Here is a 24,572-nt window from a genome sequence, read left to right as displayed (position 1 = left end):
CTATTGCACTGCAACATAAGCGTTTTATAAGACCTTTGTCGCTGCGACTAACGCCTTTTGAATGTAATTAAACTACCGTTTTATTATCAGCCACCAGAACCACTTAAATCGTGTCTTTAATCTATTTACTCACCTCATGACACACGCCTTGATGACAGCTGCTGACGAAAATAGGCCCAGTCAAATGCAGGCCCCGGGTCAGTTTTACGCAGTGGCGCTACGTGTGCATGGCTAGTGATGCGTTTTTCAGTTAACGCGGGATAGCGTGCCATCAACCAGCAGGTCGCTTCTACCAGGGCGGTATACTGCGCTTTCGTAAAAGGTGTTTGGTCGTCGCCCTCAAGCTCAATGCCGACTGAAAAATCATTCAGCGCCGAACGCCAGGAGGATCTCGTTGAATCCCACCAGTAAGAGCGCCCCGCGTGCCAAGCACGCTGGTCGGTATCAACAAACTGCAGGCACTGGCCATCGCGGCGAATCAAGAAGTGCGCCGACACGCGTAGATGGGCTATGTGCGCAAAAAACGGGTGCGCATGGGGGTCCAGGCGATTGGTAAACAGTGCCTCAATGGCATCGCCGGAGAACTGCCCAGGCGGCAGGCTGATGGCATGCAGTAGCAGCAGCGACACCTCTTGATGGGGGCGCGTATCCTGATTAGGCGATAGCACTTGCCGCGCTTGGGACCACTGCCCTGCCAAGCTTTCTCTGTTCATTGCCAATACGCTCCTCTACGTTCGCGCTCTGTTTCACTATAATGCCCGTCATCGAAGATAACGCCCAGAGAACTCATCGCTATGGATTATCAAACTGCTCTTGCTGAAGAGATTCACGCCTGTGCCGCCCGCCTGCTGGCTGAAGATGTCGGCACGGGCGATATCACGGCTCAGTTGATCCCCGAAAACCAGTGGGCAACCGCTAAAGTGATTACCCGCGAACCCGCCGTCCTCTGCGGAGCTGCCTGGGTTGACGAAATCTTTCGTCTTCTAGATAGCCGCGTCACGCTACGCTGGCAGGCGGCTGACGGCGACGCATTAGATGTAGATCAGTACTTTTTAGAACTGGAAGGCCCGGCGCGAAGCCTGCTTACCGGTGAACGAGCAGCGCTTAACATGCTGCAAACGCTGTCGGCTACCGCGACCGCCACGCGCCGCTATGTGGATTTAATCGAGGGCACCGGGGTTCGCCTGCTGGACACTCGCAAAACGCTGCCAGGCATGCGACTGGCGCAAAAATACGCCGTTACCTGCGGCGGCGGGCACAACCACCGCATCGGACTATGGGATGCGTTCTTGATCAAAGAGAACCACATCGCCGCCTGTGGCGGTATTCAGGCAGCCGTGGCCCAAGCCCGCAAAGTGGCAAGCGACCTACCGGTGGAAGTGGAAGTGGAAACCTTTGAAGAGCTGGACCAAGCGCTGGCGGCGGGCGCCGACATCGTGATGCTGGATAACTTCGCCATTGAAGACCTCCACGTGGCCGTGGAAATCAACGGCGGCCGCGCCACCCTGGAAGCCTCCGGTAACGTAGATGACTCTACGCTGAGAGCGATTGCAGATACCGGCGTCGACTGTATCTCCAGCGGCGCGCTGACGAAAGACGTTAAATCCATCGACCTGTCGATGCGTATCACCCAAACCTTTAACGTATAGCCGTTACGTCTCCACAGCGCTGAGCTGTTTCACCAGCCGGTAGCGGCGCAGCATTTCGCCGCTACGCTCCACCCACTGCTCGCCGAGGTTATCAAAGCCTCGGCGCTGCAGGCGCTCAAAAAGTACTAGGCTTGCTTCAATTTCCACCTGAGACACGCCGTGTTCCAGCAGAATGCGCTCGGCATGGATCAGTAGCGTTGTCCCAATGCCGCGACCCGCTAATGACGGCCACACATAGAGGGTTTCAATACGCCCAGCGCTAATATTGAGCTCTAAAAAGCCGACACAGCGGCCATCGCAAGCGGCCACCAGCGTGGTGTAAAGCGCTTGGCGTGCCGCCCAAGCGGTCGCTTCGCGGGGCAGCGCGTTCGCCCAGGCACGGCGTTCATCCAACCCATAATGAGTGGCAGCCCCTTGCATAACCGCGTGATAAAACACTTCGGCTTGATCAGCGGCGTCTCGCGCCAGCGCTGCGCGGTAGGTCACCCGTGCCGCCGGTGCAGGGGTTGATTCGCGTTCGTTCGTTTTTAACATGCTTCGCCTCAATGGGATTTAGCAGCTGGCAAAGAACGTCTGACTGTCTGTCGCCAGCAGGCTATTTTATACTCGTCGCCACGTTACGAAAGACCCACCTCGTCGACCCTGTCGGTGTCGGTCAACCTTCACAAGGCAGTGCTATGCATGATTGTTCAGACAGCGCATCGTTTGCGCTGACGCCTATTGGCCATATCATCAGCGATTACCCAGATAAATTCGGCGTTCCCCGCCAACCAGGGCTCGCGCCAGCGGCTAATGCGCGTTTAGTGCTCACGGAACCGTTTGATGATCCTCTCACCGTACGGGGCTTGGAAGACTTTAGCCACCTATGGGTGACGTTTATCTTTCATCAAAGCCCAACCCGCTGGACGCCTTTGGTGCGTCCGCCACGCCTGGGTGGTAACCGCAAAGTCGGCGTGTTTGCCAGCCGCAGTACTCATCGCCCCAATCGGCTTGGGCTCTCGTTAATCGAACTGTCGCATATCGACACCCGGCAAGGGGTAAGCCTGCATTTGGCAGGCTGCGACTTGGTCAGCGGCACGCCGGTGGTCGATATCAAACCCTACCTGCCGTGGGCCGAAGCAAAGCCCGACGCACGGGCCGGATTTGCCCCCTGCGCACCGTCACTGCTGCCCGTGAGCTTTAGCCAGGAGGCTCAGGCAAGCCTTGCTGCCCGCGCCGACGGGGCCTCACTGCATGCACTGATTGAACAGGTGTTAGGGCAAGACCCGCGCCCGGCTTACCAGCGTGAAGGGCAAAGCGAGCGCGTGTACGGGGTGCGATTGCGAGACGTGGACGTGAAATTCCAAGCGGTACAAACCACTCCCCTTGAAAACGACACCACCACCCTGAAGGTGGTGGCGATCGACCCACTGACTAACGAAACACGTTAGGCGGGAAAGGTAATACCCAGGCGGCGACCCACTTCTTCGTAGGCTTCAATAACGCCACCCAACCCCTGGCGGAAGCGGTCTTTATCCAGCTTCTCACGGGTATTGGCATCCCACAAACGGCAGCCGTCTGGGGAGAACTCGTCGCCCAATACTACCTCGCCGTTGAACACACCGAACTCAAGCTTGTAATCCACCAGCAGCATATCGCCTTCCGCGAACAGCTGTTTGAGGATGTGGTTCACCTTAAAGGTCAGCGTCTTCATCTTGGCGAGCTGCTCGGGAGTTGCCCAGCCAAAGGTTTCCGCCAGCGACTCATTGATCATCGGGTCGCCTTTGTCGTCGTTCTTGAGGAACAACTCAAAGGTCGGCGGGGTGAGCGTAATGCCTTCTTCCACGCCCAGACGCTTCACCAGACCGCCAGCGGCGATGTTGCGCACCACGCACTCTACCGGGATCATCTGCATTTTTTTGACCAGGCTTTCGTTGTTAGAAAGCTGCTTCTCAAAATGCGTGGGGATACCGCCCTCTTCCAAACGCTCCATGATGAAGGCGTTGAAAATGTTGTTCACCATCCCCTTACGGGCGAGCGCCTCTTTCTTTTTACCATCAAAAGCGCTGGTGTCATCACGAAAGTGCAGTACCAGCAGGTCAGGATCGTCAGTGGTGTAGACGGATTTTGCCTTGCCGGCATAGAGTTCTTGGCGCTTTTCCATGGAGGCTCCGTGAGAGAGTGAGAGTCAAAGGGTTAACGTAAGTAGCCGGAGACACGCTCAAGCAACTCGCGCTGATCATCAGCGCTAAAACTACGCTCGCTGGCGTTGATAGCACGCAGCACGGTTTGGTTACCGTTAGGCTCTAGCGCTAGGCGAATCTGCTGTGACATGCGACGAACATCAGGGCTAAAGACGATCTGCAGCGGGTTACGTCCACGCTCGGTTTCCGTCATGTACTCCACCAAAAACTCATAGTTCTCGGCAGACGTATCCAGTAGGTCACGCTGTCCCTCTTGGGTAAAATCAAGCGACAGGTAGTGGTTCAACTCGGCCCAGACGCGGTCAATGGGTTGCGGAATCACGACTTCCCACTCATCCCCCTGCTGACGCATTTGCAGCGTTTGCTCGCTGGCAAGGCGCTGTGCCGTCCAAGAGGAGGAGCTTGCCGTGGCGCTACGCGCACCCAGATACTGCTCCAGCGCGGCCAAACAGCTCTCTACGCTCTGCCCACCCTGGTCGCAGCGTATTTCGCTGCTACCCGAACGCAGGGCGCTTTGCAGACGCAGCGTCGCTTGTGAGGTCACAATCACGCCTTGGGTAGCGCTACTCTCTTGAACACCTAGCTGACGGCTACGCACAAATGCCTCCAGCTGCGGCCAAACGGTACCGGGGTCTGCGGCGACCACTAGCCAGCTTTGGCCACCCACCTGACGGCGCTCAACGAACTCAGGCTCTAACCCACTGCCAATCGCGAGCGACTGCGGCGGCGCTATTTCTGCCGGCTCGTCTAGCTGCGTGCCCTGCATCGCTACCTGAGGAACCGGCATGGCATCCTGGTAACGCTGGGTATTACGGGTTTCAGGCAGTACAAGGGGCGGCGCTGGAGCCGCTTCGGTGTAGTCCAAGTTGCGGTCGTGGTAGTAACCATCGCGCGCGCAGCCTGCCAGTGTGACAGCGGCTGCGAGTGCCAGCGGTATCCATTTAAGCGCACGTTGTTCAAGCACAGAGCTCATCAAGCCACCTTAACAGTCAACAGATCAGTTACCCGGCAGGACACGCCATGGCCGGGTAGCATAAAGATTCGTAGCGCCGGGGGTTACTCCTCTACGACGCCCGCCAGCTGCAGCGCTTCGCTCACCGTGCCGTGGTACTTCTCTGATAGCCACGTCAGCGGCAGACGAATGCCGGCATCCATATAACCCATGCGGTTCAGCGCCCACTTTACGGGAATGGGGTTGGACTCGATGCCTAAGTTGGTATGCAGCGGCATCAGGCGCGTATTGATTTGGTGGGCCTTATCGGCATCCCCCGCCACCGCAGCAACGCACAGGTCGTGCATGGCTTTGGGAGCAACGTTCGCCGTGACAGAGATATCACCATGGCCGCCCATCAGCATGAAATCGCACGCCGTTGCGTCGTCACCTGAGTAGAGCATGAAGTCGCTGCCTTTCAAGCGTGAGATTAGATCCTCTGCGCGCTCAAGGTTCCCGGTGGCGTCTTTCAGGCCGATAATATTGTTCACTTCCGCTAACCGAACCACCGTCTCGTTGTAAAGATCAGAGCAGGTGCGGCTCGGCACGTTATACAGGATGACCGGCAGCTTGCTACCTTCAGCCACCGCTTTAAAGTGCTGGTACAGGCCTTCCTGAGTGGGCTTGTTGTAGTAGGGGCACACTGACAGGCAGTAATCAGCGCCTACTTCGCTGGCATAACGCGCCAGTTCAACTGCTTCAGAGGTGGCGTTCGCCCCCGTACCGGCAATCACCGGAATGCGGCCATTTACCTCTTCCACCACGCTGCGGATCACATCAAAGTGCTCAGCAAACGACATAGTGGTGGGCTCACCCGTGGTGCCCGCAGCGACGATGGCATCGGTGCCATTATCGAGGTGGAAGTTCACCAGACGACGAAGCGCCTCCCAGTCGATGTCGCCATTGACCTTCATCGGCGTCGCCAGGGCGACAATGCTGCCTGTGATCATCCGTATTTTCCTCACCTGCAAAAAGTTGAAATCAAGCTGCCACGCAGGATGCAATGACGTACATTGAGTTAAGACGCGGCGCAGATACCTTGAAGGAGCGCGATTACCCCTGCCCACAAACAGCAAATGGTACTCAGGCGACTCGAACCTGTACAGCGTAAAGCGCTGCGAGTTTACTTAACGTCGACCATCCGCTTTGACAGAGGCACTGCGCTTACGTGTAATTTGCCATGAAAGTCACCCCTACTTAGGAGTCATTATGCCTCTCGAACTCGGCCAACCCATCGCTGATTTTTCTGCCACGGCCACTGGCGACACCACCATCACGCTGTCTGACCTGCGTGGCCAGCAGGTGGTGATTTACTTCTACCCCAAAGCCAGCACGCCAGGCTGCACCACTGAGGGTGGCGACTTCCGTGATCGCAACGCCGCCTTCGATGCCGCCAATACCGTGGTGATCGGTGTATCACGCGATGGACTACGCGCTCAGGAAAACTTTAAAGCCAAGCAAGATTTCAATTTTGAACTGATTTCCGACAAGGACGAAACCGTCTGCCAACTATTTGACGTGATTAAGCTCAAGAAGATGTACGGCAAAGAGCATTTAGGCATCGAGCGCAGCACGTTCTTGATTGATCGTGACGGCAAGCTTGCCCAGGAGTGGCGCGGCGTTAAAGTGCCCGGCCATGCCGAAGAGGTACTGAGCGCTGCTCAGGCACTCAATAATAAGTAAGCGTGTCCATGGCTGTGTCCAATGGTGGGGCACAGCCATGCCCATCATTAATCCTGCTTAAGCGCCGGTGGCGATACATACGCGTTTCGCTCTTCCATCCCCCTTGGCCACGCATATACCAATGCCTTGAGCAGGGTCGCCAGCGGAATGGCAAAAAACACGCCCCAAAATCCCCAAATACCGCCAAAGAACAGTACCGCCACGATAATAGAGACCGGGTGGATGTTATTGGTTTCTGAGAACAGGATGGGGGCCAGCACGTTGCCATCCAGCGCCTGTAACACGCCGTAGGCCACTAAAACGTAGATAAACTGCTCGCTAATACCGAAATGGAAGCCCGCTACCGCCGCCACGGGAATGGTCGCCACCGCAGCGCCAATGTAGGGCACCAATACAGAAAAACCGACCAGTACGGCCAGCAGCGCCGTATAGGGCAAACCAAAAAACGCGAACGTGATATACGCCACCGTGCCAACAATCACGATCTCAATAGACTTACCGCGGATATAGTTGGCGATTTGGCGATCCATTTCGTGCCAAATACGGGTCAGCAGCGTACGCTTTTGTGGCAGCAACGAGAGCGTAAACCCTACCAGCGCCTCGCGGTCCTTCAACATAAAAAAGACCAGAATCGGCACCAATACCAGATAAATAATCAGCGACATAATATTGCCAAGCGACGCCAGCGACAGCGTGAGGGCTCGCTGACCTAGCTGACTAATCTCCCGCCCGGCGACACCAATCCAGCTCTGCATTTGATCAGGTGTCACAATATTAGGGAAACGCTCTTGCAACTGATCTAACCAGCCCTGACCGCTGGCAAACATGCGCGGGGTCTCTTGCACTAGCCCTACTAACTGATTCCAGATCAATGGCATCAAAATAAAGGCAAGGGTGAGCAATACGCTGACAAAGGCTAAAAACACCAGGATGACCGCCAGCAAGTGGGGCACTCCACGCCGCGTGAGGGGGCTGACCACTCCTTGCAGTAAAAACGCCAATACCAGCGCGGTAAAAAAAGGGGCCAACATACGGCCAAACCAAATAATGGCGGCAAACCCTGCTACCAGTACCACCAGAAGAATTAACGCCTCTTCGTCTGAAAAATAGCGCTCGACCCAGCTTTTCAGAATACTGCGCATGGTCATGAGTGGGAGTTCCCTGCTTTACGTATCCAAAATACATACACATCGCCGCGCTGTACCCGCGCTTCCATCACGTGGTCGCTTAGCTCGGTAAATGCCGCCATATCCCGCCATGCACCCGCATCGGTTGCGCTCACTTCCAGCAGCTGACCTGGCGCAAGACCCGCCAGTGCCTGCTTCGCTTTTAACAGCGGTAGCGGGCAGTGCAACCCGGTGGCGTCCAACACCCGATCAGGCTGAACCCCTTCGGCCAACCCAGACGCTGTTTGCTCAGACATACCCTCTCCCCCAAAATACTGCTTCACGTGTTGCTAAATCGTCCGATGACTACATAACGACAGCATTGTTGCATAAACTGTTTTTTTGCGATGCCCGCCGTGGAATTGATTTAACGGCACTTCCCTGCCTGAATCAATGTCACACCGTTGTTCGCTGTGCTTATTACCTGAACTCATGGGGATGCCATGCTGCACTTTAGACCCGTTCATACTCGTTGGGCCTGCGCGCTAGCGCTGTCGCTTGGCGCACTGTGCGTTAGCCCGCCTAGCCACAGCTATGACGACTACCAACTGCCCAGCCTAGGTGGCGCATCGGCCTCAGTGAGCAATGAAGAGTTTCGTCTTGGCCGAGCATGGCTGCGCCAATTTCGTGCCCAGGCCCCTCAGTGGCAAGATCCCATTGTGAGCGACTACCTAGGGAGCCTGGTGGCCCGCCTTGCGCCCTATAGCCAGCTTGGCAGCCTACAAACCACGACGGTGATGGTGGATAACCGCTCACTCAACGCCTTTGCCGTCCCAGGGGGCGTAGTGGGCATTAACTCAGGGCTGTTTGCCTTTGCCGAAGATGAGGGTGCCTTTGTATCGGTCATTGCCCATGAGCTTGGTCACCTCTCCCAGCGTCATTACGCCCGTGGCAGCGCTCGCGCAGAACAGACGCAACTGCCTGCTATGGCGGCCATGCTGGCCGGCATGCTGATTGCCGCCAGCGGCGGTGGCGATGCGGGCATTGCCACCGCGATGGGCTCCCAGGCAGCGCTTATTCAAGACCAGCTTGCCTATTCACGGCGCTTTGAGCAGGAAGCTGACCGTATCGGCTTACAGGCTATGGCAGAGGCAGGCTACGACCCAGAGGCCATGGTACGCATGTTTGATACCATGCAGCGCCTGTCGCGGCTTCAGGGCGGCACACCGCCTGAGTTTTTGCTAACACACCCCGTATCGGATAGCCGTTTGAGCGATGCCCAGGCACGAGCCTCCCAGCTTAGCGTGGCCAGCCGCTACACCAGCGACACCCTGTACGACATGATGCGAGCCCGTGCACTGCTCAGCATTTACCGCAACACGCCCCAACAAGCGGCTTCTCGGTTAGCACAAGAGGAGGCTGAAGAGCCGGCTCTACGCTATATCGACGCACTGATTGCAGCGCAAAACGGCCAGACCGATCGCGCCCTGCAGGCCCTTGACCAGCTCGCCAACGAGCTGCCCGACTACGGCATGCTACCCGCCACTGCTGCAAACGTTGCGTTGGAAGCACAGCGCTATGATGACGCCATTAACCGCAGCCAGCGGCTGCTGCGCTTGATGCCCAGCTATCTGCCTGCTCAGCTCACCCTGGCCGAAGCACAGCTTCAGCGCGATCCAGAGGCGGCCTACAACTTGCTAAGAAATATCACCGCACAGCACCCGGAAAACCCACAGGGCTTTAACCTACTCGCGGAGGCTGCCGGGCGCAGTGGATTTAACGGCTGGGGCCACTTAGCCCGCGCCGAACATCTACAGCTAACGGGGCGTGTGGACCGAGGCATTCGCCAACTGAGCATTGCCAAAGACGCTGCCCAGCAGGAAAACGACACCCAGGCACTGGCACGTATTGAACAGCGTCGAGAAGCGTTTCTTGAGTACCGAGAGGCGCTGGAGAGGTTTTAGCGCCTCATAAAAAAAAGCCCGACACAGATAGCGTTCGGGCTTTCTAAACAACACTGAGAGCGGGCGTTAAGCTCAAGCGTTAAAGTTCAGCATACGCTCAAGAGGCTTTAACGCCTGCTGACGCAGGGCATCATCAACAAAGATCTCGCCGCTGCCTTCACGCAGCGCGCCTGCCAGGTTATCCAGCGCATTCATCGCCATCCAAGGGCAGTGGGCACAGCTACGACAGGTAGCGCCATTACCCGCGGTGGGCGCTTCAAACAGCGTTTTGCCCGGCACTGCCTGCTGCATTTTGAAGAAAATCCCCCGATCGGTGGCCACGATCAGCTTATCGTTAGGCAGCGTTTGTGCTGCTTTGATAAGTTGAGAGGTGGAACCTGCCACATCGGCTAACCTCACTACGGATTCTGGCGACTCTGGGTGCACCAGTACGGCAGCATCAGGATAAAGGCGTTTTAAATCTTCAATGCCTTTTGCTTTAAACTCTTCATGGACGATGCAAGCACCGTCCCACATCAGCATATCGGCACCGGTCTTTTTCTGAATATAGCCGCCCAGATGCTTATCGGGTGCCCACAAAATCTTTTCACCCTTCGCCTGCAGGTGTTCAATGACGTCTACGGCAATCGAAGAGGTCACGACCCAATCCGCACGCGCCTTCACGGCCGCCGAGGTATTGGCATACACCACCACGGTACGATCCGGATGGGCATCGCAGAACGCGCTGAACTCATCGATAGGGCAACCGATATCCAGCGAGCAGGTGGCTTCGAGTGTTGGCATCAACACGCGCTTTTCTGGAGAGAGAATCTTGGCCGTTTCGCCCATAAAGCGAACCCCTGCTACCACCAGCGTGGTGGCATCGTGGCGCGCGCCGAAGCGGGCCATTTCAAGGGAGTCAGCGACACAACCGCCGGTCTCTTCAGCCAGCTGCTGAATAGCATCGTCGGTGTAGTAGTGTGCGACCAGTACAGCGTTATTGGCCTTGAGCAACTGCTTGATTTCAGCCACTCGCGCCTCGTCTTCCGCAGGAATACGGGTAGGACAGTACGGGCTTGGTAGCGGAGCGTCTAGCTCAGCTTGGGAGGTCATAATAGTCATCGTGTCTACCACTGTGACGAACAGGGAATCCCCCTGTTAAACACCAGTCACGGCGTATGCGCTCCGCATGCGCCGCACTCGGGGTAACGGCCGCTGCGTCTCTCGCGGTGGCACGTCACCAGCCTGGCTCCATAAGAGCCAGGGCTGCCGTGACATCTTCGGCAGCCAAACGATCTATCGATTCTTAAATCACCACCACGTTGTTAACCACTCTTCCACTATGGCGATCACGCAATTGTCATGACATTGTGGTGGAGAATGGCTGCCTGCTGCAAGCAGAAAGTCACGCTGCGGCGCGGCAAAACGTGCATAGCAAAACGCCCCTGGCAGCAAGCTACCAAGGGCGTTAAATTTGGTGGGTCGTGTAGGATTCGAACCTACGACCAATTGATTAAAAGTCAACTGCTCTACCAACTGAGCTAACGACCCAAATTTTGCTGCACTAACATGCAATGACTAGCAATACACTGCTAACTTTCATCAAAACAAAGCATTGAGCAGATCACTACCTGATGCGTTTGTCTGTTTCGGATGGTGGGTCGTGTAGGATTCGAACCTACGACCAATTGATTAAAAGTCAACTGCTCTACCAACTGAGCTAACGACCCGTCCGAACGGATGCATATAGTACGGATACGGCTTGTGAATAGCAAGCCCTTTTTTACCTTTCGTCTATATTCATTACTCTGCACGACACCAAAAAACCGCCACGCCGTGCAGAGCGTACTGCTTGAACCGCGCCTAGCTTAACCGCGTTTAGGTTTCGGCTTGCGCATCGCCTGCACCGGACGACGCTTATGCTTGTCGCGGCTCCAGCGATTTTTCTCATCCGGCGTCAACTCAGGCACTTTGCGCGTTTCCAGGTTGGCAAGCGTCGCTAGGTCGTCCACCTCATCCTGGGATAGCTCTACCCACTCGCCCGCTTTGGCGCGCTTATCGAGGAAGATGTTGCCGTAACGCACACGCTTCAGGCGGCTCACCGTAAGCCCCTGGGATTCCCACAGACGGCGTACTTCGCGGTTGCGGCCTTCCAAGATCACCACGTGGAACCAGGTGTTGATGCCTTCTCCACCAAACTCCTGCACGTCGGTAAAGCGCGCCGGACCATCTTCCAGCATCACACCGTCGACCATCGCGACAATATGTTCACGCTTGACGTCGCCCATGACGCGCACCGCGTATTCACGCTCTACCTGGGTAGAGGGGTGCATCAAGCGGTTGGCCAGCTCACCGTCGGTGGTGAACAGCAGCAAGCCGCTGGTGTTGATGTCCAAACGGCCAATCGCAATCCAGCGCTCGCCTTTCAGGCGCGGCAGGCGTTCAAACACCGTGCGGCGGCCTTCCGGGTCTTTACGGGTGCACAGCTCGCCTTCTGGCTTGTTGTACATGATCACGCGGCGCGGCACTTCTTCTTCCGGGCGCAGCGTCACCGGGCGGTCATCAAAGCTGACCTTATCCCGCGCTTCCACTCGGTCGCCTAGCTTAGCGACTTGGCTATTGACCTTCACGCGACCGTCGGAAATGGCGGTTTCCATTTCACGGCGGGAACCAAGCCCGGCGCGGGCCAGCACTTTCTGCAGCTTTTCGCTGGTGGGCGGCGTGGTGTTGTTACTTTCACTCATGGTCGTCTGACCTCACATCGTTGGTCTGCGTGCCAGCGTCCTCATGTTGGCGCTGCGCACGTGCCGCTAGCCGTGCCTCTAAATCGGCAAAACTGAGCGGCTGGGTTAACGCCGTCTCGGCGTGGCGGTCGGCACTCTCTGCCGACGTGTTCTCATCTTTCTGGGGTGGCGCATCCTGCACGCTTTGCGTCGTTTCGTCCAGTGCTGGCGGCGGGTTTTGTTCAGTTGACGCCTCCCCTAGGGAAAGCGCTTCGCTATCGTCGCCGTTGACCAAGGTATGCATGGGCGGCAGCGCATCTAAGGTTTTTAGGCCGAAGTCATCGAGAAAGCTGCGCGTGGTGGCATACACCGAGGGGCGGCCTGGCACGTCCCGGTGGCCTACCACGCGTATCCAGCCGCGCTCCATTAGCGTGCGAATAATCGAACTGCTAACGCTGACACCGCGCACCTCTTCGATATCGCCCCGAGTAACCGGCTGACGGTAGGCAATCAGCGCCAGCGTTTCCAAGAGTGCTCGAGAGTAGCGCTGGGGGCGCTCGTCCCACAGCCGCGACACCCAGTGAGCCAAGCGCGGACGAATGCGTAGCTGGAAGCCAGAGGCGGTCTCTACCAGTTCGAGCGCGCCATTATCGTGGCGCAGCGCCAGCCGCGACAGCGCGTCCCTAAGCGCTTTTCGGCTGGGGCACTCTTGTTCTAAAAATAGCGTTTCCAGGCGCTCAACCGGCAGCGGCTCACCCGCGGCCAGCAGCGCTGCTTCAATAATATCGTCTAACGTGGTGTCTCTCACCGCGACTCCTCGTCAGATTCAAACGCGGACTCTTCAAATGCCGAGGTGGCATCGCCCTGCTCCTCTTCCAAACGCTCGAAAGCGTCCTCTTCCTCATCGGCCAGCGCTGCTTGGCGGGCGCGAACGTGAATGGGTGACAGCGGCGCGTTTTGGACAATCTCAATCATGGCTTCTTTGGCCAGCTCTAAAATAGCCATAAAGGTCACGACCACACCGGCCTTACCCTCTTCCAGGGTAAACAGCGCCTCGAAGGGGGTGTAGCGACCGCTCGCGCCATCCTGGCTGAGCTGCTCCATGATTTTCAGCATCCGCTCGCGGGTAGAAAGCACTTCCCGGCTGATCTGGTGGGCCTGGGCCAGCTCGGCGCGCTTGAGAATATCGGAGAGCGCCCCCAGCAGCTCATCAAGCTCTACATCGGGATGGATCACCCGCGTTTCCAGCGGCGGAAGGCCCGCCTGTACGCTGAACCAGTCCCGACCTACTCGGGGTAGCGTATCCAGCGCCTCAGCGGCTTCTTTCAGGCGCTCATACTCCTGTAAGCGACGAATCAGCTCGGCACGAGGATCTTCTTCCTCCTCGCCCTCTGCTTTTGGCGGGCGCGGCAGCAGCGTGCGGGATTTAATCTCTGCCAGCATCGCCGCCATCAGCAGGTACTCCCCGGCCAGCTCAATCTCCATGGACTTCATCAACTCCACGTACTCAATGTACTGGTGGGTAATGGTGGCCACGTTAATGGTCAGGATATCCAGGTTTTGGCGACGAATTAAATACAGCAGCAGATCCAGCGGCCCTTCAAAGGCTTCCAGAAACACCCGCAGCGCTTCCGGAGGAATATAGAGGTCTTCCGGCAGCTGAGTAATCGGCTCGTCAAACAGACGCCCAAGCGCCTCCACGACCGGTTCGGCAGCAAGGTCGATCATGGGATTATCAATGGCGCTTGGCGTCTCGCTCACGCGGGTCGAATCCTTGGTTAGTGTCTCAAACAACGGCAGTGTAGCAGCGCACCTAGGGTGCGGCATCTAACCCGCCTCAGCGGCTTTACGGTAGCGGCCCGTATAATCAAACAGTTTATCGCGAATTTGAAAATGGCGGCCCACCTTTCGCCCCACTACAAAGTCCGGATGGCGCAGGCGTCGCTGCTCGCTCACTACCTCTTCGGGCGTCATCGGCTGCCATTTGCCGCCGGGTGCGCGCAGGTGAGAACGCAAAAATACGGCATAAAACGCACGGCGTTGGGCTGGGGTTTCCAGCGCAAACCACTCACTCAGGCTTTCGCCATCTTCATCATGGTAGGTGGCTTTCAGGCGCGGCAGGCCACGCCCATTGGCGGTCGCCTCCAACTGCATACCACTCACTCGCAGCACTTTGGCATCTTTAAGCTTCAGCGCATCCTTCAGCTTATCGTCGGCGTCCACCAGCAGCTTCTCGCAACCGTGGCAGCGGCGAGCGGCAATATCGTTTTCAGCACCGCACTCGTCGCACACTTTAAAGCGAAAACGAAACTCGCACTGGCGGCGGCGACCCGCGTCATCCTCCATCAGCCCCTGGCAGCGGCGGCCAAAGTGCTCAATCACCAGCTCGCCATCACGCTTTCCCCAGAACAGGTTTGCGTGCCCACAGTCCGGGCAGGCCACTTGCACCGGTTCGCTGTCGCTATCCGGCTTGGGCTCGCCGACTTCCGGGGCGTAAAGGTCCCAAGGGTTGCCTGCATAGTCGAGAATCAAGCACTCTTTTTTGCCGGGCGAGAGACGCAGCCCTCGCCCTACCATTTGCTGATAAAGGCTAACCGACTCGGTCGGCCGCAAAATCGCAATGAGATCCACATGGGGGGCATCAAAGCCTGTCGTCAGCACCGCCACGTTCACCAGATACTTCAACTGGCGCGCTTTAAAGGCGTCAATCAGCGCGGTGCGCTCGGCCGAGGCGGTCGCACCGGTAATCAGCGCGGCCTGCTCGGTGGGCAGGTAGCCCATGATCTCTTCGGCGTGAGCCACCGTGGCGGCGAAAATCATCACCCCCTGGCGGTCGGCAGCGTACTCCACCACCTGGGCAATGATGCCCGGCGTGGCGCGGCTGCCCGCCACCACACGGTTGAGCTCTTCTTCCCGAAACAGCCCGCTGGACGAGGGCGCAAGCGCCGAGAAGTCGTACCCCTCAATGGCCATATCCAGCCGCTTGGGCGCGGCCAAAAAGCCCTGCTTGACCATCAGGCGCAGCGGCTGCTCAAACACGCAGTCGGCAAAAAAGCTCTCTTCTGAACCACGCACCATGCCGTGGTGGTGGCGATGGTAGATAAATCCTTGGCCCAGGCGAAATGGGGTGGCCGTGAGTCCGAGAATTTTCAGCTGTGGGTTTTGGCGCTGAAGATGTTCAATCACCTGTCGGTAGCTGGAATCCTCTTCTAACGACACGCGGTGGCACTCATCGATCACCAGCAGCGTGAAGCTGGCATCGTTAAACTGCTCCAGGTTGCGCACCACCGACTGCACCGAGCCAAACACTACTTGGCGGCTTGCCTCTTTGCGCTTTAATCCGGCGCTGAAGATATCCGCCTCCAAGCCGTAGGCTTGATACTTAGCGTGGTTCTGCTCTACCAGCTCGCGCACGTGCGCCAGCACCAGTACCCGCCCACGGGCAAGTCTCGCCAGTTCAGCGATCACCAGTGACTTGCCGCTGCCGGTGGGCAGCACCACCACGCCTGGGTCGCTGGTGGCGCGAAAGTGGCCGACCACCCGCTTCACCGCCTCTTTTTGATAGGGGCGCAGCGAAGGCGCGGCCGCGTTAGCCAAGAAAGGCGGCCCGGAGGCCGCCTTTTCAGGATGTGTCATCCATCACCTTTCGGGTTGGTCACATAACGTTAGCCCAGCCATACCCGCGCATTGCGGAACAGGCGTAGCCAAGCGCCATCGTCGGTCCACTCCGCCGGACGCCAGGAGTTAGTGACCGCACGGGTCACCCGCTCGGGGTGAGGCATCATGATCGTCACCCGGCCATCCGGCGTGGTCAGGCCAGTGATGCCTGACGGCGAGCCGTTGGGGTTGGCCGGGTAGCGAGTGGTCACCTGGCCGTAGTTGTCGATGTAGCGCAGGGCAATTTGGCTGCTCGACTGCATGCTGCGCAGGTGCGCCGTGTCGCGGAACTCGGCGCGGCCTTCTCCATGCGCCACGGCGATGGGCAGCGTTGAGCCTTCCATGCCTGCCAGCAGAATCGAGGGGCTTTTCTCGACGCGTACCATGGCCACTCGAGCCTCGAACTGCTCCGACTCGTTGCGCACAAACGCAGGCCAGTTTTCTGCACCGGGGATCAGCGTTTTGAGCTGGGAGAGCATCTGACAGCCGTTGCACACACCCAGCGAGAAGCTGTCGTCACGGGTGAAAAACGCGGCAAACTGCTCGCGGGCGCGCTCGTTGAACAGTACCGATTTCGCCCAGCCGCCGCCTGCGCCGAGTACATCGCCGTAGGAGAAACCGCCACAGGCCACTAAGCCTTTGAACTCCTCCAGCGAGACACGGCCTTCGAGGATGTCGCTCATGTGCACATCCACCGCGTCGAAGCCCGCTTTGTGGAAGGCCCAGGCCATCTCTATCTGACCGTTAACGCCCTGCTCACGCAGCACGGCCACCGCCGGTTTCGCGGTGTTGATATAGGGCGCGCTGATATCGTCGTTGATATCGAAGGTCGGCGCGGCGCTGAGGCCCGGGTCGCGAACGTCGAGCAAGTTGTCGAACTCGTTCTTCGCACACTCCGGGTTATCCCGCAGCGCCTGCATGCGGTAGCTGGTTTCTGCCCAGGTGCGCTGGGTTAGCTGGCGGGTGGTTTCCAGCAGCGGCTCTTCAAACAGCGTCACCCGCACTTGGTCGTCGTAACGCGGGCGAGCAATCACGCCGCAGGTTTCAATACCCGCCATGGCGAACTGGGTCAGCACCTCTTCGGTGTGCTGACGATTGACCTGAATCACCGCGCCCAGCTCTTCGGAGAACAGCGCGTTAAAGGCTTCTACCGGCTCATCGATCAGCCAATCAAGCTTGATCTCAAGCCCTGCGTGCCCTGCAAACGCCATTTCCAACAGGGTGACCAGCAGGCCGCCGTCGCTGCGGTCGTGGTAGGCCAGCAGCTTGCCGTCGCGATTCAGGCCTTGGATCACTTCAAAAAACGCTTTCAGATCTTCCGGGTCGTCCACATCTGGGCAGGCGTCACCCACCTGACCATACACCTGCGCCAGCGCCGAGCCGCCTAAACGGTTCTGGCCGTTACCCAGGTCGATCAAAATCAGATCAGACTCGTCTTGCTCCAGATTGATCTGCGGGGTGAGCGTCGCCAGCGCGTCGGTCACCGGCGCAAAACCGGTCACCACCAGCGACAGCGGCGAGGTAATGCTCTTCTCGTCAGTATCGTCGCCCTCTTGCCACGCGGTGCGCATGGACATGGAGTCCTTGCCCACCGGCACGGCAATACCCAGCGCCGGGCATAGCTCCATACCAACGGCATGAACCGCGTCATACAGCGCCTGGTTTTCACCGGGGTGATCAGCCGCGCTCATCCAGTTAGCGGAGAGCTTGATATCCGACAGCTTGGCAATCGGCGCAGCCGCGAGGTTAGTAATGGCTTCCGCCACCGCTAAACGCGCGCTGGCGGCAGGGTTAATCAGCGCCACCGGCGGGCGTTCGCCCATCGCCATGGCTTCACCGGCGTGGGTGTCGAAACTCGCGGTGGTGACCGCTACGTCGGCCACCGGCACCTGCCAGGGCCCGACCATCTGATCACGAGCCACTTGGCCGGTGATGGAACGGTCGCCAATGGTAATCAGGAAGCTTTTCGAGGCCACCGTAGGCAGACGCAGCACCCGATCCATCGCTTCGCGCAGGTCCAGGTTATCCAGCATCACGCCCGACAGCTCAGGGGTCTGGCGCTCAAACGAACGAGTCATCTTCGGCGGCTTGCCAAACAGCACGCTCATGGGCAGATCGACCGGTTTGGTCTCAAAGTGGCCGTCGCGCACTTCCAGGTGATGCTCCGCCTGGGCTTCGCCCACCACCGCGTAGGGGCAGCGCTCGCGCTTACACAGCGCGTCGAAGGTGTCCAAATCGTCAGGGGCCACTGCCAGTACGTAGCGCTCCTGAGCTTCGTTACACCAGATTTCCAGCGGGCTCATGCCGGGCTCGGCGTTGGGCACCGCGCGCAGGTTAAACAGGCCGCCACGGTTGCCATCTTTAACCAGCTCCGGCAGGGCGTTAGACAGCCCGCCTGCCCCCACGTCGTGAATAAAGCGAATGGGGTTGTTGTCGCCCAGCGCCCAGCAGCGGTCGATGACTTCTTGGGCACGACGCTCGATTTCCGGGTTCTCCCGCTGAACAGAGGCGAAATCCAGATCCGCACTAGACTCGCCGGACGCCATGCTGGAGGCCGCGCCGCCACCCAGGCCAATCAACATCGCCGGGCCGCCCATCACGATTAGCTTGCCGCCGACCGGAATCTCGCCTTTTTGTACGTGCTGAGCGCGGATATTGCCGTAACCACCGGCAATCATAATCGGCTTGTGGTAGCCGCGACGCTCGATGCCGCCTTCGCTTAGCGCATCCTGCTCGTAGGTGCGGAAGTAGCCGGTCAGGTTAGGGCGACCAAACTCGTTGTTGAACGCGGCACCGCCAATCGGGCCATCCAACATGATATTCAGCGCGGACTGCATACGCTCGGGCTTGCCGTAGTCGAAGGCTTCCCAGGGCTGGACAAATTCAGGAATGCGCAGGTTAGACACGGTAAAACCGGACAGGCCTGCCTTCGGCTTACCGCCAATGCCGGTCGCGCCTTCGTCACGAATCTCACCGCCGGAGCCCGTCGCAGCACCCGGGAACGGCGCAATTGCCGTGGGGTGGTTGTGGGTTTCCACCTTCATGAGAATGTGGATTGGCTCTTGGTGAGCGTCGTAGCTGGCGCGCTCGCCTTCGGCACCGGTAAGCGGCGTGGGGAAGAAGCGTCCGCCGTGGCTGCCTTTGATGACCGCCGCGTTATCGCTATAGGCGGAAAGCACGTTATCCGGAGAGGTCGCGAAGGTGTTTTTAATCATCTTGAACAGCGAGTGGCTCTGGGCCTCGCCATCGATGATCCAGTCCGCATTGAAGATTTTATGGCGGCAGTGCTCTGAGTTCGCCTGGGCGAACATCATCAGCTCCACGTCGCTTGGGTTGCGGCCTAGCTCAATAAACGCCGCAACGAGGTAGTCGATTTCATCATCTGCCAGCGCAAGGCCAAGTTCACGGTTAGCGTTAACGAGAGCATCGCGCCCGCCTTCCAGAATATCCACGCTGCCCAGAGGGGCCGGCGAGTGGTGGGCGAAGAGCTTGGCAGCCTCTGCGACATCGGCCAACACGTTTTCCGTCATGCGGTCGTGGAGCAGCGCGCTAATCGTCTCCAGCTGTTCAGCGCTGGGCGTACCGCGCAGCCCGACACGGTAATCGATACCGCGCTCAATGCGGCTGACCTGAAGCAGCCCACAGTTATGGGCAATATCGGTTGCTTTAGAGGACCACGGTGACTGGGTGCCTAAGCGCGGGACGACCAGAAAGCGCTGAGCGTTATCAGGGCTCTCTTGATGCTCGCGGTTGCCGTACTCCAGCAGTTTTACCAACCGCTCCTGGGCGGACTGATCAAGCTCTTCGTGGTGGTCAATGAAGTGGACGTAATGGGCAGACAGCGCCTCCACCTCCGGAACACGGTCACGCAACACCGTTAACAGCCGTTCATGGCGGAAGGCAGAAAGGGCGGGTGCGCCTCGCAGTTCGAGCATATCTGGGAGCCTCTAAAGCAGGAAGAGTTCGAGCAGGAAATCACCGGGCCGCAAAGCGACCATCACACGGACTAAGCCCTATGATACTGGAAAGCGGCGGTCACACGAAATCAACAAGGTGACAGCGTCTATCAGGCTGGGTATCGTGGCAGACTGTTCCATGTTGACAAGCCACCATGCCGACATTGATTTACCAACATTTTATCGCCTCTTACCGGGCGTATTTCGCGATGATCGCGACACTTTTCCTTATTTTGGTGCCGCGCAGCGCGTCGATACCAAGCGGTGAACATTTAGCGCAGATTAACGCCAAAGAGTTCATCACGATCCATACCCGTAATACGCCCACCACCTATTATGAAGGCCGACAAGGGCCTACCGGCTTTGAGTATGAGCTAATGCACCGCTTTGCGGACTATCTGGGCGTTAGCCTCAATCTCAATGCAAGCCATCATCCAGAGAGCGTACTTCCCGCTGTGCGCGCACAGGGGGACCTAGGTGCCGCCGCCCTGCCACTGCTGGCCGATTCACCCGGCATTCACTACACCCGCTCCATTATTCAAATGCAGCCGCTGGTGGTATATCGCCGAGGACTTAACGGCATTGATGAACCCGCTGATCTCGTCGGCCTGGAGCTTGGCACGCTGAGTGAAGCGGGCACCAGCCAAGCGCTGTTAGTGCTACAGCGTGACTACCCCAACCTCACCTGGAAGGAGTCTCACGAGCTGGAAGTCGCTGAGCTGCTGGCCCGGGTAGAGAGCGGTATATTAGACGCAGCGATTATTTTTGATCACCAGTTCCGCTTAAACCGGCTATTTTTTCCTAACGTCGAACGCGGATTCTTCTTAGGTGAGCCGCTCTCTTTAGCCTGGGCAGTGCCCAGCGGCCGTGGGCTGGGGCTATTAGAGGCTGCTAACCGGTTTTTGCAGGGACTTCAGGAAAACGGCACGCTGGAGCAGCTTGTGAGCCGCTATTTTGGCCACGACGACTACCTTGAGTACGTAGGTACACGCACGTTTCTTGCCCACCTCGATGAGCGCCTGCCCAACTATACCGAGCTATTTAAGCAGGCTGCCCGTGACACTGGTTTTGATTGGAAGCTGCTGGCCGCTGTGGGCTATCAGGAGTCGCACTGGGACCCAACGGCCGTCTCCCCCACTGGCGTGCGCGGCCTGATGATGTTGACTAACCCCACCGCCAGCGAAATGGGCGTAGCCGACCGTACCGACGCCGCACAAAGCATTGATGGTGGTGCGCGCTATCTGCGCAGTATTAAGGACCGCCTACCGGAAAGCATCACCGGGGATGACCGCCTTTATATGGCCATGGCGGCTTATAACGTAGGGCTTGGGCATCTTTATGATGCGCGTAAAATTGCCGAGATGCGTGGCGGCGACCCGGATAACTGGCAGGATGTGCGAGCAGCGCTACCGCTATTACAGCAGCGTGAGTGGCATAGCCAGACCCGTCACGGCTATGCCCGTGGCGGCGAGCCGGTGATCTATGTGCGTAATATTCGTCGCTACTACGAGATGATTGAGTACGTGGAGCGCAGTCGACAGCAGTTCTTCCAACTAGAACAAACGCCCACCAGCGAAGAGCCGCTCCTGCTGTTCGATATTATTCCACCGATTGAGCAGTAGCCGCGCTAACGCTTCTCGGCAAAAAACTGCTTGAGTAGCCTTTTGGCAGGTGCCGCTAGCACGCCGCCCGTAATCTCTATCTGGTGATTGAACCAGGGCTGGGCAAGCAGATTCGCTTTTGATTCCACCATACCGGTGCGCGGCTCGGCCGCGCCATACACCAGTCGGGCAATACGGGCATGCACCATGGTGCCTGCGCACATCATGCAAGGCTCTAGCGTCACAAACAGCGTGCAGCCTTCTAAACGGTAGTTGCCCAGCCGCTGCCCCGCCTCGCGCAGGGCACGCACTTCGGCATGCCCGCTGGGGTCGCAGCTTGCCAGCGGCGCATTATGGCCTGCGCCAACTACCTCGCCATGGGCATCGACTACCACGGCCCCCACAGGCACTTCGCCAGCGGCAAACGCCAGGTGCGCTTGGTCCATGGCACGGTGCATGTAAAATTCATCGCTGCGTAACAAGGCAAACTCCGCTAAGGTAGCAAAACGATCGTTTTAATAGCGTGATGGCCGCACTGGGTGCGCTTGCAATCATCGGCGGGAAAACAGACAGCACCAAGGATACAGAGAATGAACGACGCGCTGAAGTCACTGGTCAACTTGTTAGAGCTTGAGCCTCTTGAAGAGACGCTATTTCGCGGCCAGAGCCAAGATTTGGGCTTTCCCCAACTGTATGGCGGCCAGGTTCTGGGCCAAGCGCTTGCCGCCGCGGCGCGCACGGTGCCGGATGAGCGTCGCCCGCACTCCCAGCACGGCTATTTTTTGCGCCCTGGTGACCCGCACCGCCCGGTGGTGTACCAAGTCGATACCATTCGCGACGGCGGCAGTTTTACCACTCGCCGCGTCACCGCCATTCAAAAAGGGCGACCGATCTTTTTCTGCAGCGCTTCTTTTCAGAGCGCTGAAGAGAGCATCAATCATCAGCGGGCCATGCCACAAGTGCCCACGCCGGAAGCGCTTATCGAGAGCGGCGATGCCAAGCACGCGCGCTTCCCCGGCCACCCAATCGAGTTTTTACACTTGAAGGATAACCCGGACAGCGCGTCACCCGCTGGCCAGTGCCTGTGGTTCCGCTTTGCCGGTGGGCCGCTACCGGATGACCCGGCGCTGCATCGTCACCTGCTCTCTTATGCGTCAGATTTCAATCTGCTGACCACCGGCCTGATTCCCCACGGCATTAAGTACACCGACCCCAAACTGCGCATTGCCAGTCTCGACCATGCGATTTGGCTGCACGAAGATACACGGCTGGATGAGTGGCTGCTCTACGCCATCGATTCCCCCTGGACAGGCGGCGCACGGGGCTTGGCGCGGGGCCATATTTATCGCCGCGATGGGCGTTTAGTCGCCTCGACGGCGCAAGAGGGGCTGGTGCGCTATCCGCAGCCTTGAACCGCTGAAGCGATAAAAACAGCAACGCCCGCAGTCAGCGGGCGTTGATGATGTCGTTCTGAACTCAGCGGCCTAATTACCCACCATACACATCATTAATAGTTTTCAGCGGGTAGTGGGCTGGGTACGGCTTGCGGGCAACGCCGGAGTCGACCGCTGCCTGGGCTACTGCAGATGACACACGCGCCAGCAGGCGGATATCCACCGGGGTGGGAATGATGTATTCGCGGCCAAAGCTCATCTCGGTACGCTCGTAGGCGTTCAGCACTTCCTGGGGCACCGGCTCACGGGCCAGGTCTTTCAATGCATGAACAGCGGCCAACTTCATGGCTTCATTAATGCGCGTTGCGCGTACATCCAGCGCGCCGCGGAAGATGAACGGGAAGCCCAGCACGTTGTTCACCTGGTTCGGGAAGTCCGAACGGCCGGTGGCCATGATCACATCCGGGCGCGCTTCGCGGGCTACGTCCGGGTGAATTTCCGGGTCGGGGTTGGTGCAGGCGAAAATCACCGGGTCAGCGGCCATTTTCTTCACCTGATCCGCAGAGAGCAGGCCCGGGCCAGAAAGGCCGATAAACACGTCCGCGCCGTCGATGGCGTCGTCCAGCGTGCGCATGTCGGTATCACGGGCGAACTCAGCCTTGTACTCGTTGATGCCGTCACGGTCAGTGTGAATGACGCCGCGACGATCCAGCATGACCAAATTCTCTTTCTTGGCACCACAAGAGATCAATAGGCGCATGCAGGCAATAGCAGCCGCCCCTGCGCCCATGCAGACGATTTTCACATCTTCGATGCGCTTGCCCGCGATATCCAGCGCGTTGAGCATACCGGCAGCGGTCACAATCGCCGTGCCGTGCTGGTCATCGTGAAAAACAGGAATGCTGCAGCGCTCAATCAACGCTTTTTCGATCTCAAAGCACTCAGGCGCTTTGATGTCTTCCAGGTTAATGCCGCCCCAGGTATCGGCAATACGGGCAACGGTGTCGATAAACGCCTGCGGGTTCTCGGCATCTACTTCGATATCGACGGAGTTAATGCCCGCAAAGCACTTAAACAGCACGCCTTTGCCTTCCATCACCGGCTTACTGGCCAGCGGGCCAAGGTTACCCAGACCCAGAATAGCGCTGCCATCTGAAATAACCGCGACTAGGTTACCTTTGCCGGTATAACGGTACGCATTTTCCGCTTCGCGAGCGATTTCGCGAACCGGTTCAGCGACGCCTGGGCTATACGCTAGCGCCAAATCCCGCGCTGTCGCGGTGGGCTTGGTCAACTCCACGGAAAGCTTACCGGGGATCGGCTTAGCGTGATAATCCAAAGCTGCCTGCTTATTTGCATCCGTCATAGTTAAGGTCTCATCAGCCTAAAGTAGAAAAGTTGTATCAGAATATAGAAAAAACCTAGGCGCCTCAAGCACGTAGTAAACTTACCTACGAAACGACCGTTTTAGCTACATTCCCCTCAATTTCGGAACTTTTCCACGTTATTTGCTGCAACTTATGCATCCAGCCATCAGCTATAAAGGTTTCCTTATTGATGCAGCGCAGTATTTTTGGAAATAAATTCCAATACGAACAACAGAGGTTATCCACACCCCGTTGGCGCAAACACCCTGTGGAAAAGATAACAAGAGGCAGGAAAAGGACCGCGCTAGAGAAGCAACAC

At 58.0% G+C, this 24,572-nt stretch carries 21 protein-coding genes and 2 tRNA genes; 6 read left to right on the top strand and 17 right to left on the bottom strand.

Annotated features, from left to right (window positions below):
- Window positions 1-134: 134 nt before the first annotated feature.
- Complete coding sequence (gene ampD, locus IEW65_RS08170; protein ID WP_188638996.1) at window positions 135-713, bottom strand: 1,6-anhydro-N-acetylmuramyl-L-alanine amidase AmpD; 579 nt, start codon at window positions 711-713, stop codon at window positions 135-137.
- A gap of 81 nt (window positions 714-794) precedes the next feature.
- On the opposite strand from ampD, the gene nadC reads away from it, so the two are divergent.
- A complete protein-coding gene (gene nadC / locus IEW65_RS08165; protein WP_188638995.1) occupies window positions 795-1,649 on the top strand; it encodes a carboxylating nicotinate-nucleotide diphosphorylase in 855 nt (284 codons plus the stop codon).
- A 3-nt stretch (window positions 1,650-1,652) separates the two neighbouring features.
- On the opposite strand, the gene IEW65_RS08160 is transcribed toward nadC, so the two are convergent.
- Complete coding sequence (locus IEW65_RS08160; RefSeq protein ID WP_188638994.1) at window positions 1,653-2,183, bottom strand: GNAT family N-acetyltransferase; 531 nt, start codon at window positions 2,181-2,183, stop codon at window positions 1,653-1,655.
- Window positions 2,184-2,326: 143 nt separating this feature from the next.
- Between IEW65_RS08160 and tsaA the strand changes: the two genes are divergently transcribed.
- Entirely contained in the window at window positions 2,327-3,079 is a 753-nt protein-coding gene (gene tsaA / locus IEW65_RS08155) for a tRNA (N6-threonylcarbamoyladenosine(37)-N6)-methyltransferase TrmO (RefSeq protein WP_188638993.1), read from the top strand.
- On the opposite strand, the gene purC is transcribed toward tsaA, so the two are convergent.
- From purC to dapA, 3 genes are all read right to left on the bottom strand, one after another.
- Entirely contained in the window at window positions 3,076-3,792 is a 717-nt protein-coding gene (gene purC, locus IEW65_RS08150; RefSeq protein ID WP_188638992.1) for a phosphoribosylaminoimidazolesuccinocarboxamide synthase, read from the bottom strand. The genes tsaA and purC overlap by 4 nt on opposite strands.
- Window positions 3,793-3,824: 32 nt before the next feature.
- On the bottom strand, window positions 3,825-4,805 hold the full coding sequence (locus IEW65_RS08145) for an outer membrane protein assembly factor BamC (RefSeq protein WP_188638991.1): 981 nt from the start codon (window positions 4,803-4,805) through the stop codon (window positions 3,825-3,827).
- Window positions 4,806-4,888: 83 nt separating this feature from the next.
- Window positions 4,889-5,773 carry a 4-hydroxy-tetrahydrodipicolinate synthase gene (gene dapA, locus IEW65_RS08140; protein ID WP_188638990.1) on the bottom strand — a complete coding sequence of 295 codons (885 nt, stop codon included), beginning with the start codon at window positions 5,771-5,773 and terminating at the stop codon, window positions 4,889-4,891.
- 259 nt (window positions 5,774-6,032) lie between these two features.
- On the opposite strand from dapA, the gene IEW65_RS08135 reads away from it, so the two are divergent.
- Entirely contained in the window at window positions 6,033-6,506 is a 474-nt protein-coding gene (locus IEW65_RS08135; RefSeq protein WP_188638989.1) for a peroxiredoxin, read from the top strand.
- Between the two features lie 47 nt (window positions 6,507-6,553).
- On the opposite strand, the gene IEW65_RS08130 is transcribed toward IEW65_RS08135, so the two are convergent.
- Both IEW65_RS08130 and IEW65_RS08125 read right to left on the bottom strand, forming a co-directional pair.
- On the bottom strand, window positions 6,554-7,654 hold the full coding sequence (locus IEW65_RS08130) for an AI-2E family transporter (RefSeq protein ID WP_188638988.1): 1,101 nt from the start codon (window positions 7,652-7,654) through the stop codon (window positions 6,554-6,556).
- Window positions 7,651-7,929 carry a sulfurtransferase TusA family protein gene (locus tag IEW65_RS08125; protein ID WP_188638987.1) on the bottom strand — a complete coding sequence of 93 codons (279 nt, stop codon included), beginning with the start codon at window positions 7,927-7,929 and terminating at the stop codon, window positions 7,651-7,653. The genes IEW65_RS08130 and IEW65_RS08125 overlap by 4 nt, the downstream gene beginning before the upstream one ends.
- Window positions 7,930-8,115: 186 nt before the next feature.
- Between IEW65_RS08125 and IEW65_RS08120 the strand changes: the two genes are divergently transcribed.
- Window positions 8,116-9,576, top strand: coding sequence for a M48 family metalloprotease (locus IEW65_RS08120; protein WP_188638986.1), 1,461 nt, complete (start codon window positions 8,116-8,118; stop codon window positions 9,574-9,576).
- A gap of 72 nt (window positions 9,577-9,648) precedes the next feature.
- On the opposite strand, the gene nadA is transcribed toward IEW65_RS08120, so the two are convergent.
- From nadA to purL, 8 genes are all read right to left on the bottom strand, one after another.
- Window positions 9,649-10,677 carry a quinolinate synthase NadA gene (gene nadA / locus IEW65_RS08115; protein WP_188638985.1) on the bottom strand — a complete coding sequence of 343 codons (1,029 nt, stop codon included), beginning with the start codon at window positions 10,675-10,677 and terminating at the stop codon, window positions 9,649-9,651.
- 353 nt (window positions 10,678-11,030) lie between these two features.
- Window positions 11,031-11,106, bottom strand: a tRNA-Lys gene (locus tag IEW65_RS08110).
- A 103-nt stretch (window positions 11,107-11,209) separates the two neighbouring features.
- Window positions 11,210-11,285, bottom strand: a tRNA-Lys gene (locus IEW65_RS08105).
- Between the two features lie 138 nt (window positions 11,286-11,423).
- Entirely contained in the window at window positions 11,424-12,299 is an 876-nt protein-coding gene (gene rluB / locus IEW65_RS08100) for a 23S rRNA pseudouridine(2605) synthase RluB (protein ID WP_062361996.1), read from the bottom strand.
- Window positions 12,292-13,086: an SMC-Scp complex subunit ScpB gene (gene scpB, locus IEW65_RS08095; RefSeq protein ID WP_188638984.1), complete on the bottom strand. Its 795-nt coding sequence runs from the start codon at window positions 13,084-13,086 to the stop codon at window positions 12,292-12,294. The genes rluB and scpB overlap by 8 nt, the downstream gene beginning before the upstream one ends.
- A complete protein-coding gene (locus IEW65_RS08090; protein WP_188638983.1) occupies window positions 13,083-14,039 on the bottom strand; it encodes a segregation and condensation protein A in 957 nt (318 codons plus the stop codon). The genes scpB and IEW65_RS08090 overlap by 4 nt, the downstream gene beginning before the upstream one ends.
- A gap of 66 nt (window positions 14,040-14,105) precedes the next feature.
- Window positions 14,106-15,914, bottom strand: a complete 1,809-nt coding sequence (gene radD, locus IEW65_RS08085; RefSeq protein ID WP_188638982.1) for a DNA repair helicase RadD — start codon at window positions 15,912-15,914, stop codon at window positions 14,106-14,108.
- Window positions 15,915-15,943: 29 nt separating this feature from the next.
- The gene (purL, locus tag IEW65_RS08080; RefSeq protein ID WP_188638981.1) at window positions 15,944-19,870 is read right to left on the bottom strand and encodes a phosphoribosylformylglycinamidine synthase; all 3,927 of its coding nucleotides are present in this window, start codon (window positions 19,868-19,870) and stop codon (window positions 15,944-15,946) included.
- Window positions 19,871-20,046: 176 nt separating this feature from the next.
- Between purL and mltF the strand changes: the two genes are divergently transcribed.
- Window positions 20,047-21,513 (top strand): membrane-bound lytic murein transglycosylase MltF, encoded by a 1,467-nt coding sequence (mltF, locus tag IEW65_RS08075; RefSeq protein ID WP_188638980.1) that lies wholly within the window; start codon window positions 20,047-20,049, stop codon window positions 21,511-21,513.
- 5 nt (window positions 21,514-21,518) lie between these two features.
- Here mltF and tadA read toward each other — a convergent pair whose 3' ends face one another.
- Window positions 21,519-21,974: a tRNA adenosine(34) deaminase TadA gene (gene tadA / locus IEW65_RS08070; RefSeq protein ID WP_268234714.1), complete on the bottom strand. Its 456-nt coding sequence runs from the start codon at window positions 21,972-21,974 to the stop codon at window positions 21,519-21,521.
- A 108-nt stretch (window positions 21,975-22,082) separates the two neighbouring features.
- On the opposite strand from tadA, the gene IEW65_RS08065 reads away from it, so the two are divergent.
- Complete coding sequence (locus IEW65_RS08065; RefSeq protein WP_188638978.1) at window positions 22,083-22,904, top strand: acyl-CoA thioesterase; 822 nt, start codon at window positions 22,083-22,085, stop codon at window positions 22,902-22,904.
- 76 nt (window positions 22,905-22,980) lie between these two features.
- Here IEW65_RS08065 and IEW65_RS08060 read toward each other — a convergent pair whose 3' ends face one another.
- Window positions 22,981-24,252, bottom strand: a complete 1,272-nt coding sequence (locus tag IEW65_RS08060) for a malic enzyme-like NAD(P)-binding protein (protein ID WP_188638977.1) — start codon at window positions 24,250-24,252, stop codon at window positions 22,981-22,983.
- Window positions 24,253-24,572 lie beyond the last annotated feature (320 nt).

The sequence above is a fragment of the Vreelandella lutescens genome (genome assembly GCF_014640815.1).
In the GTDB taxonomy this organism is placed as follows: domain Bacteria; phylum Pseudomonadota; class Gammaproteobacteria; order Pseudomonadales; family Halomonadaceae; genus Vreelandella; species Vreelandella lutescens.
This window is presented reverse-complemented; position numbering and strand designations above follow the sequence as displayed.

Bases quoted from the DNA above. Each gene is read 5' to 3' on its own strand.
- purC (WP_188638992.1), bottom strand. From the start codon at position 3,792: ATGGAAAAGCGCCAAGAACTCTATGCCGGCAAGGCAAAATCCGTCTAC.
- IEW65_RS08065 (WP_188638978.1), top strand. From the start codon at position 22,083: ATGAACGACGCGCTGAAGTCACTGGTCAACTTGTTAGAGCTTGAGCCT.
- rluB (WP_062361996.1), bottom strand. From the start codon at position 12,299: ATGAGTGAAAGTAACAACACCACGCCGCCCACCAGCGAAAAGCTGCAG.
- radD (WP_188638982.1), bottom strand. From the start codon at position 15,914: ATGACACATCCTGAAAAGGCGGCCTCCGGGCCGCCTTTCTTGGCTAAC.
- ampD (WP_188638996.1), bottom strand. From the start codon at position 713: ATGAACAGAGAAAGCTTGGCAGGGCAGTGGTCCCAAGCGCGGCAAGTG.
- IEW65_RS08135 (WP_188638989.1), top strand. From the start codon at position 6,033: ATGCCTCTCGAACTCGGCCAACCCATCGCTGATTTTTCTGCCACGGCC.
- nadA (WP_188638985.1), bottom strand. From the start codon at position 10,677: ATGACTATTATGACCTCCCAAGCTGAGCTAGACGCTCCGCTACCAAGC.
- IEW65_RS08160 (WP_188638994.1), bottom strand. From the start codon at position 2,183: ATGTTAAAAACGAACGAACGCGAATCAACCCCTGCACCGGCGGCACGG.
- purL (WP_188638981.1), bottom strand. From the start codon at position 19,870: ATGCTCGAACTGCGAGGCGCACCCGCCCTTTCTGCCTTCCGCCATGAA.
- IEW65_RS08125 (WP_188638987.1), bottom strand. From the start codon at position 7,929: ATGTCTGAGCAAACAGCGTCTGGGTTGGCCGAAGGGGTTCAGCCTGAT.
- IEW65_RS08120 (WP_188638986.1), top strand. From the start codon at position 8,116: ATGCTGCACTTTAGACCCGTTCATACTCGTTGGGCCTGCGCGCTAGCG.
- IEW65_RS08130 (WP_188638988.1), bottom strand. From the start codon at position 7,654: ATGACCATGCGCAGTATTCTGAAAAGCTGGGTCGAGCGCTATTTTTCA.
- tsaA (WP_188638993.1), top strand. From the start codon at position 2,327: ATGCATGATTGTTCAGACAGCGCATCGTTTGCGCTGACGCCTATTGGC.
- nadC (WP_188638995.1), top strand. From the start codon at position 795: ATGGATTATCAAACTGCTCTTGCTGAAGAGATTCACGCCTGTGCCGCC.
- IEW65_RS08060 (WP_188638977.1), bottom strand. From the start codon at position 24,252: ATGACGGATGCAAATAAGCAGGCAGCTTTGGATTATCACGCTAAGCCG.
- dapA (WP_188638990.1), bottom strand. From the start codon at position 5,773: ATGATCACAGGCAGCATTGTCGCCCTGGCGACGCCGATGAAGGTCAAT.
- IEW65_RS08145 (WP_188638991.1), bottom strand. From the start codon at position 4,805: ATGAGCTCTGTGCTTGAACAACGTGCGCTTAAATGGATACCGCTGGCA.
- mltF (WP_188638980.1), top strand. From the start codon at position 20,047: ATGCCGACATTGATTTACCAACATTTTATCGCCTCTTACCGGGCGTAT.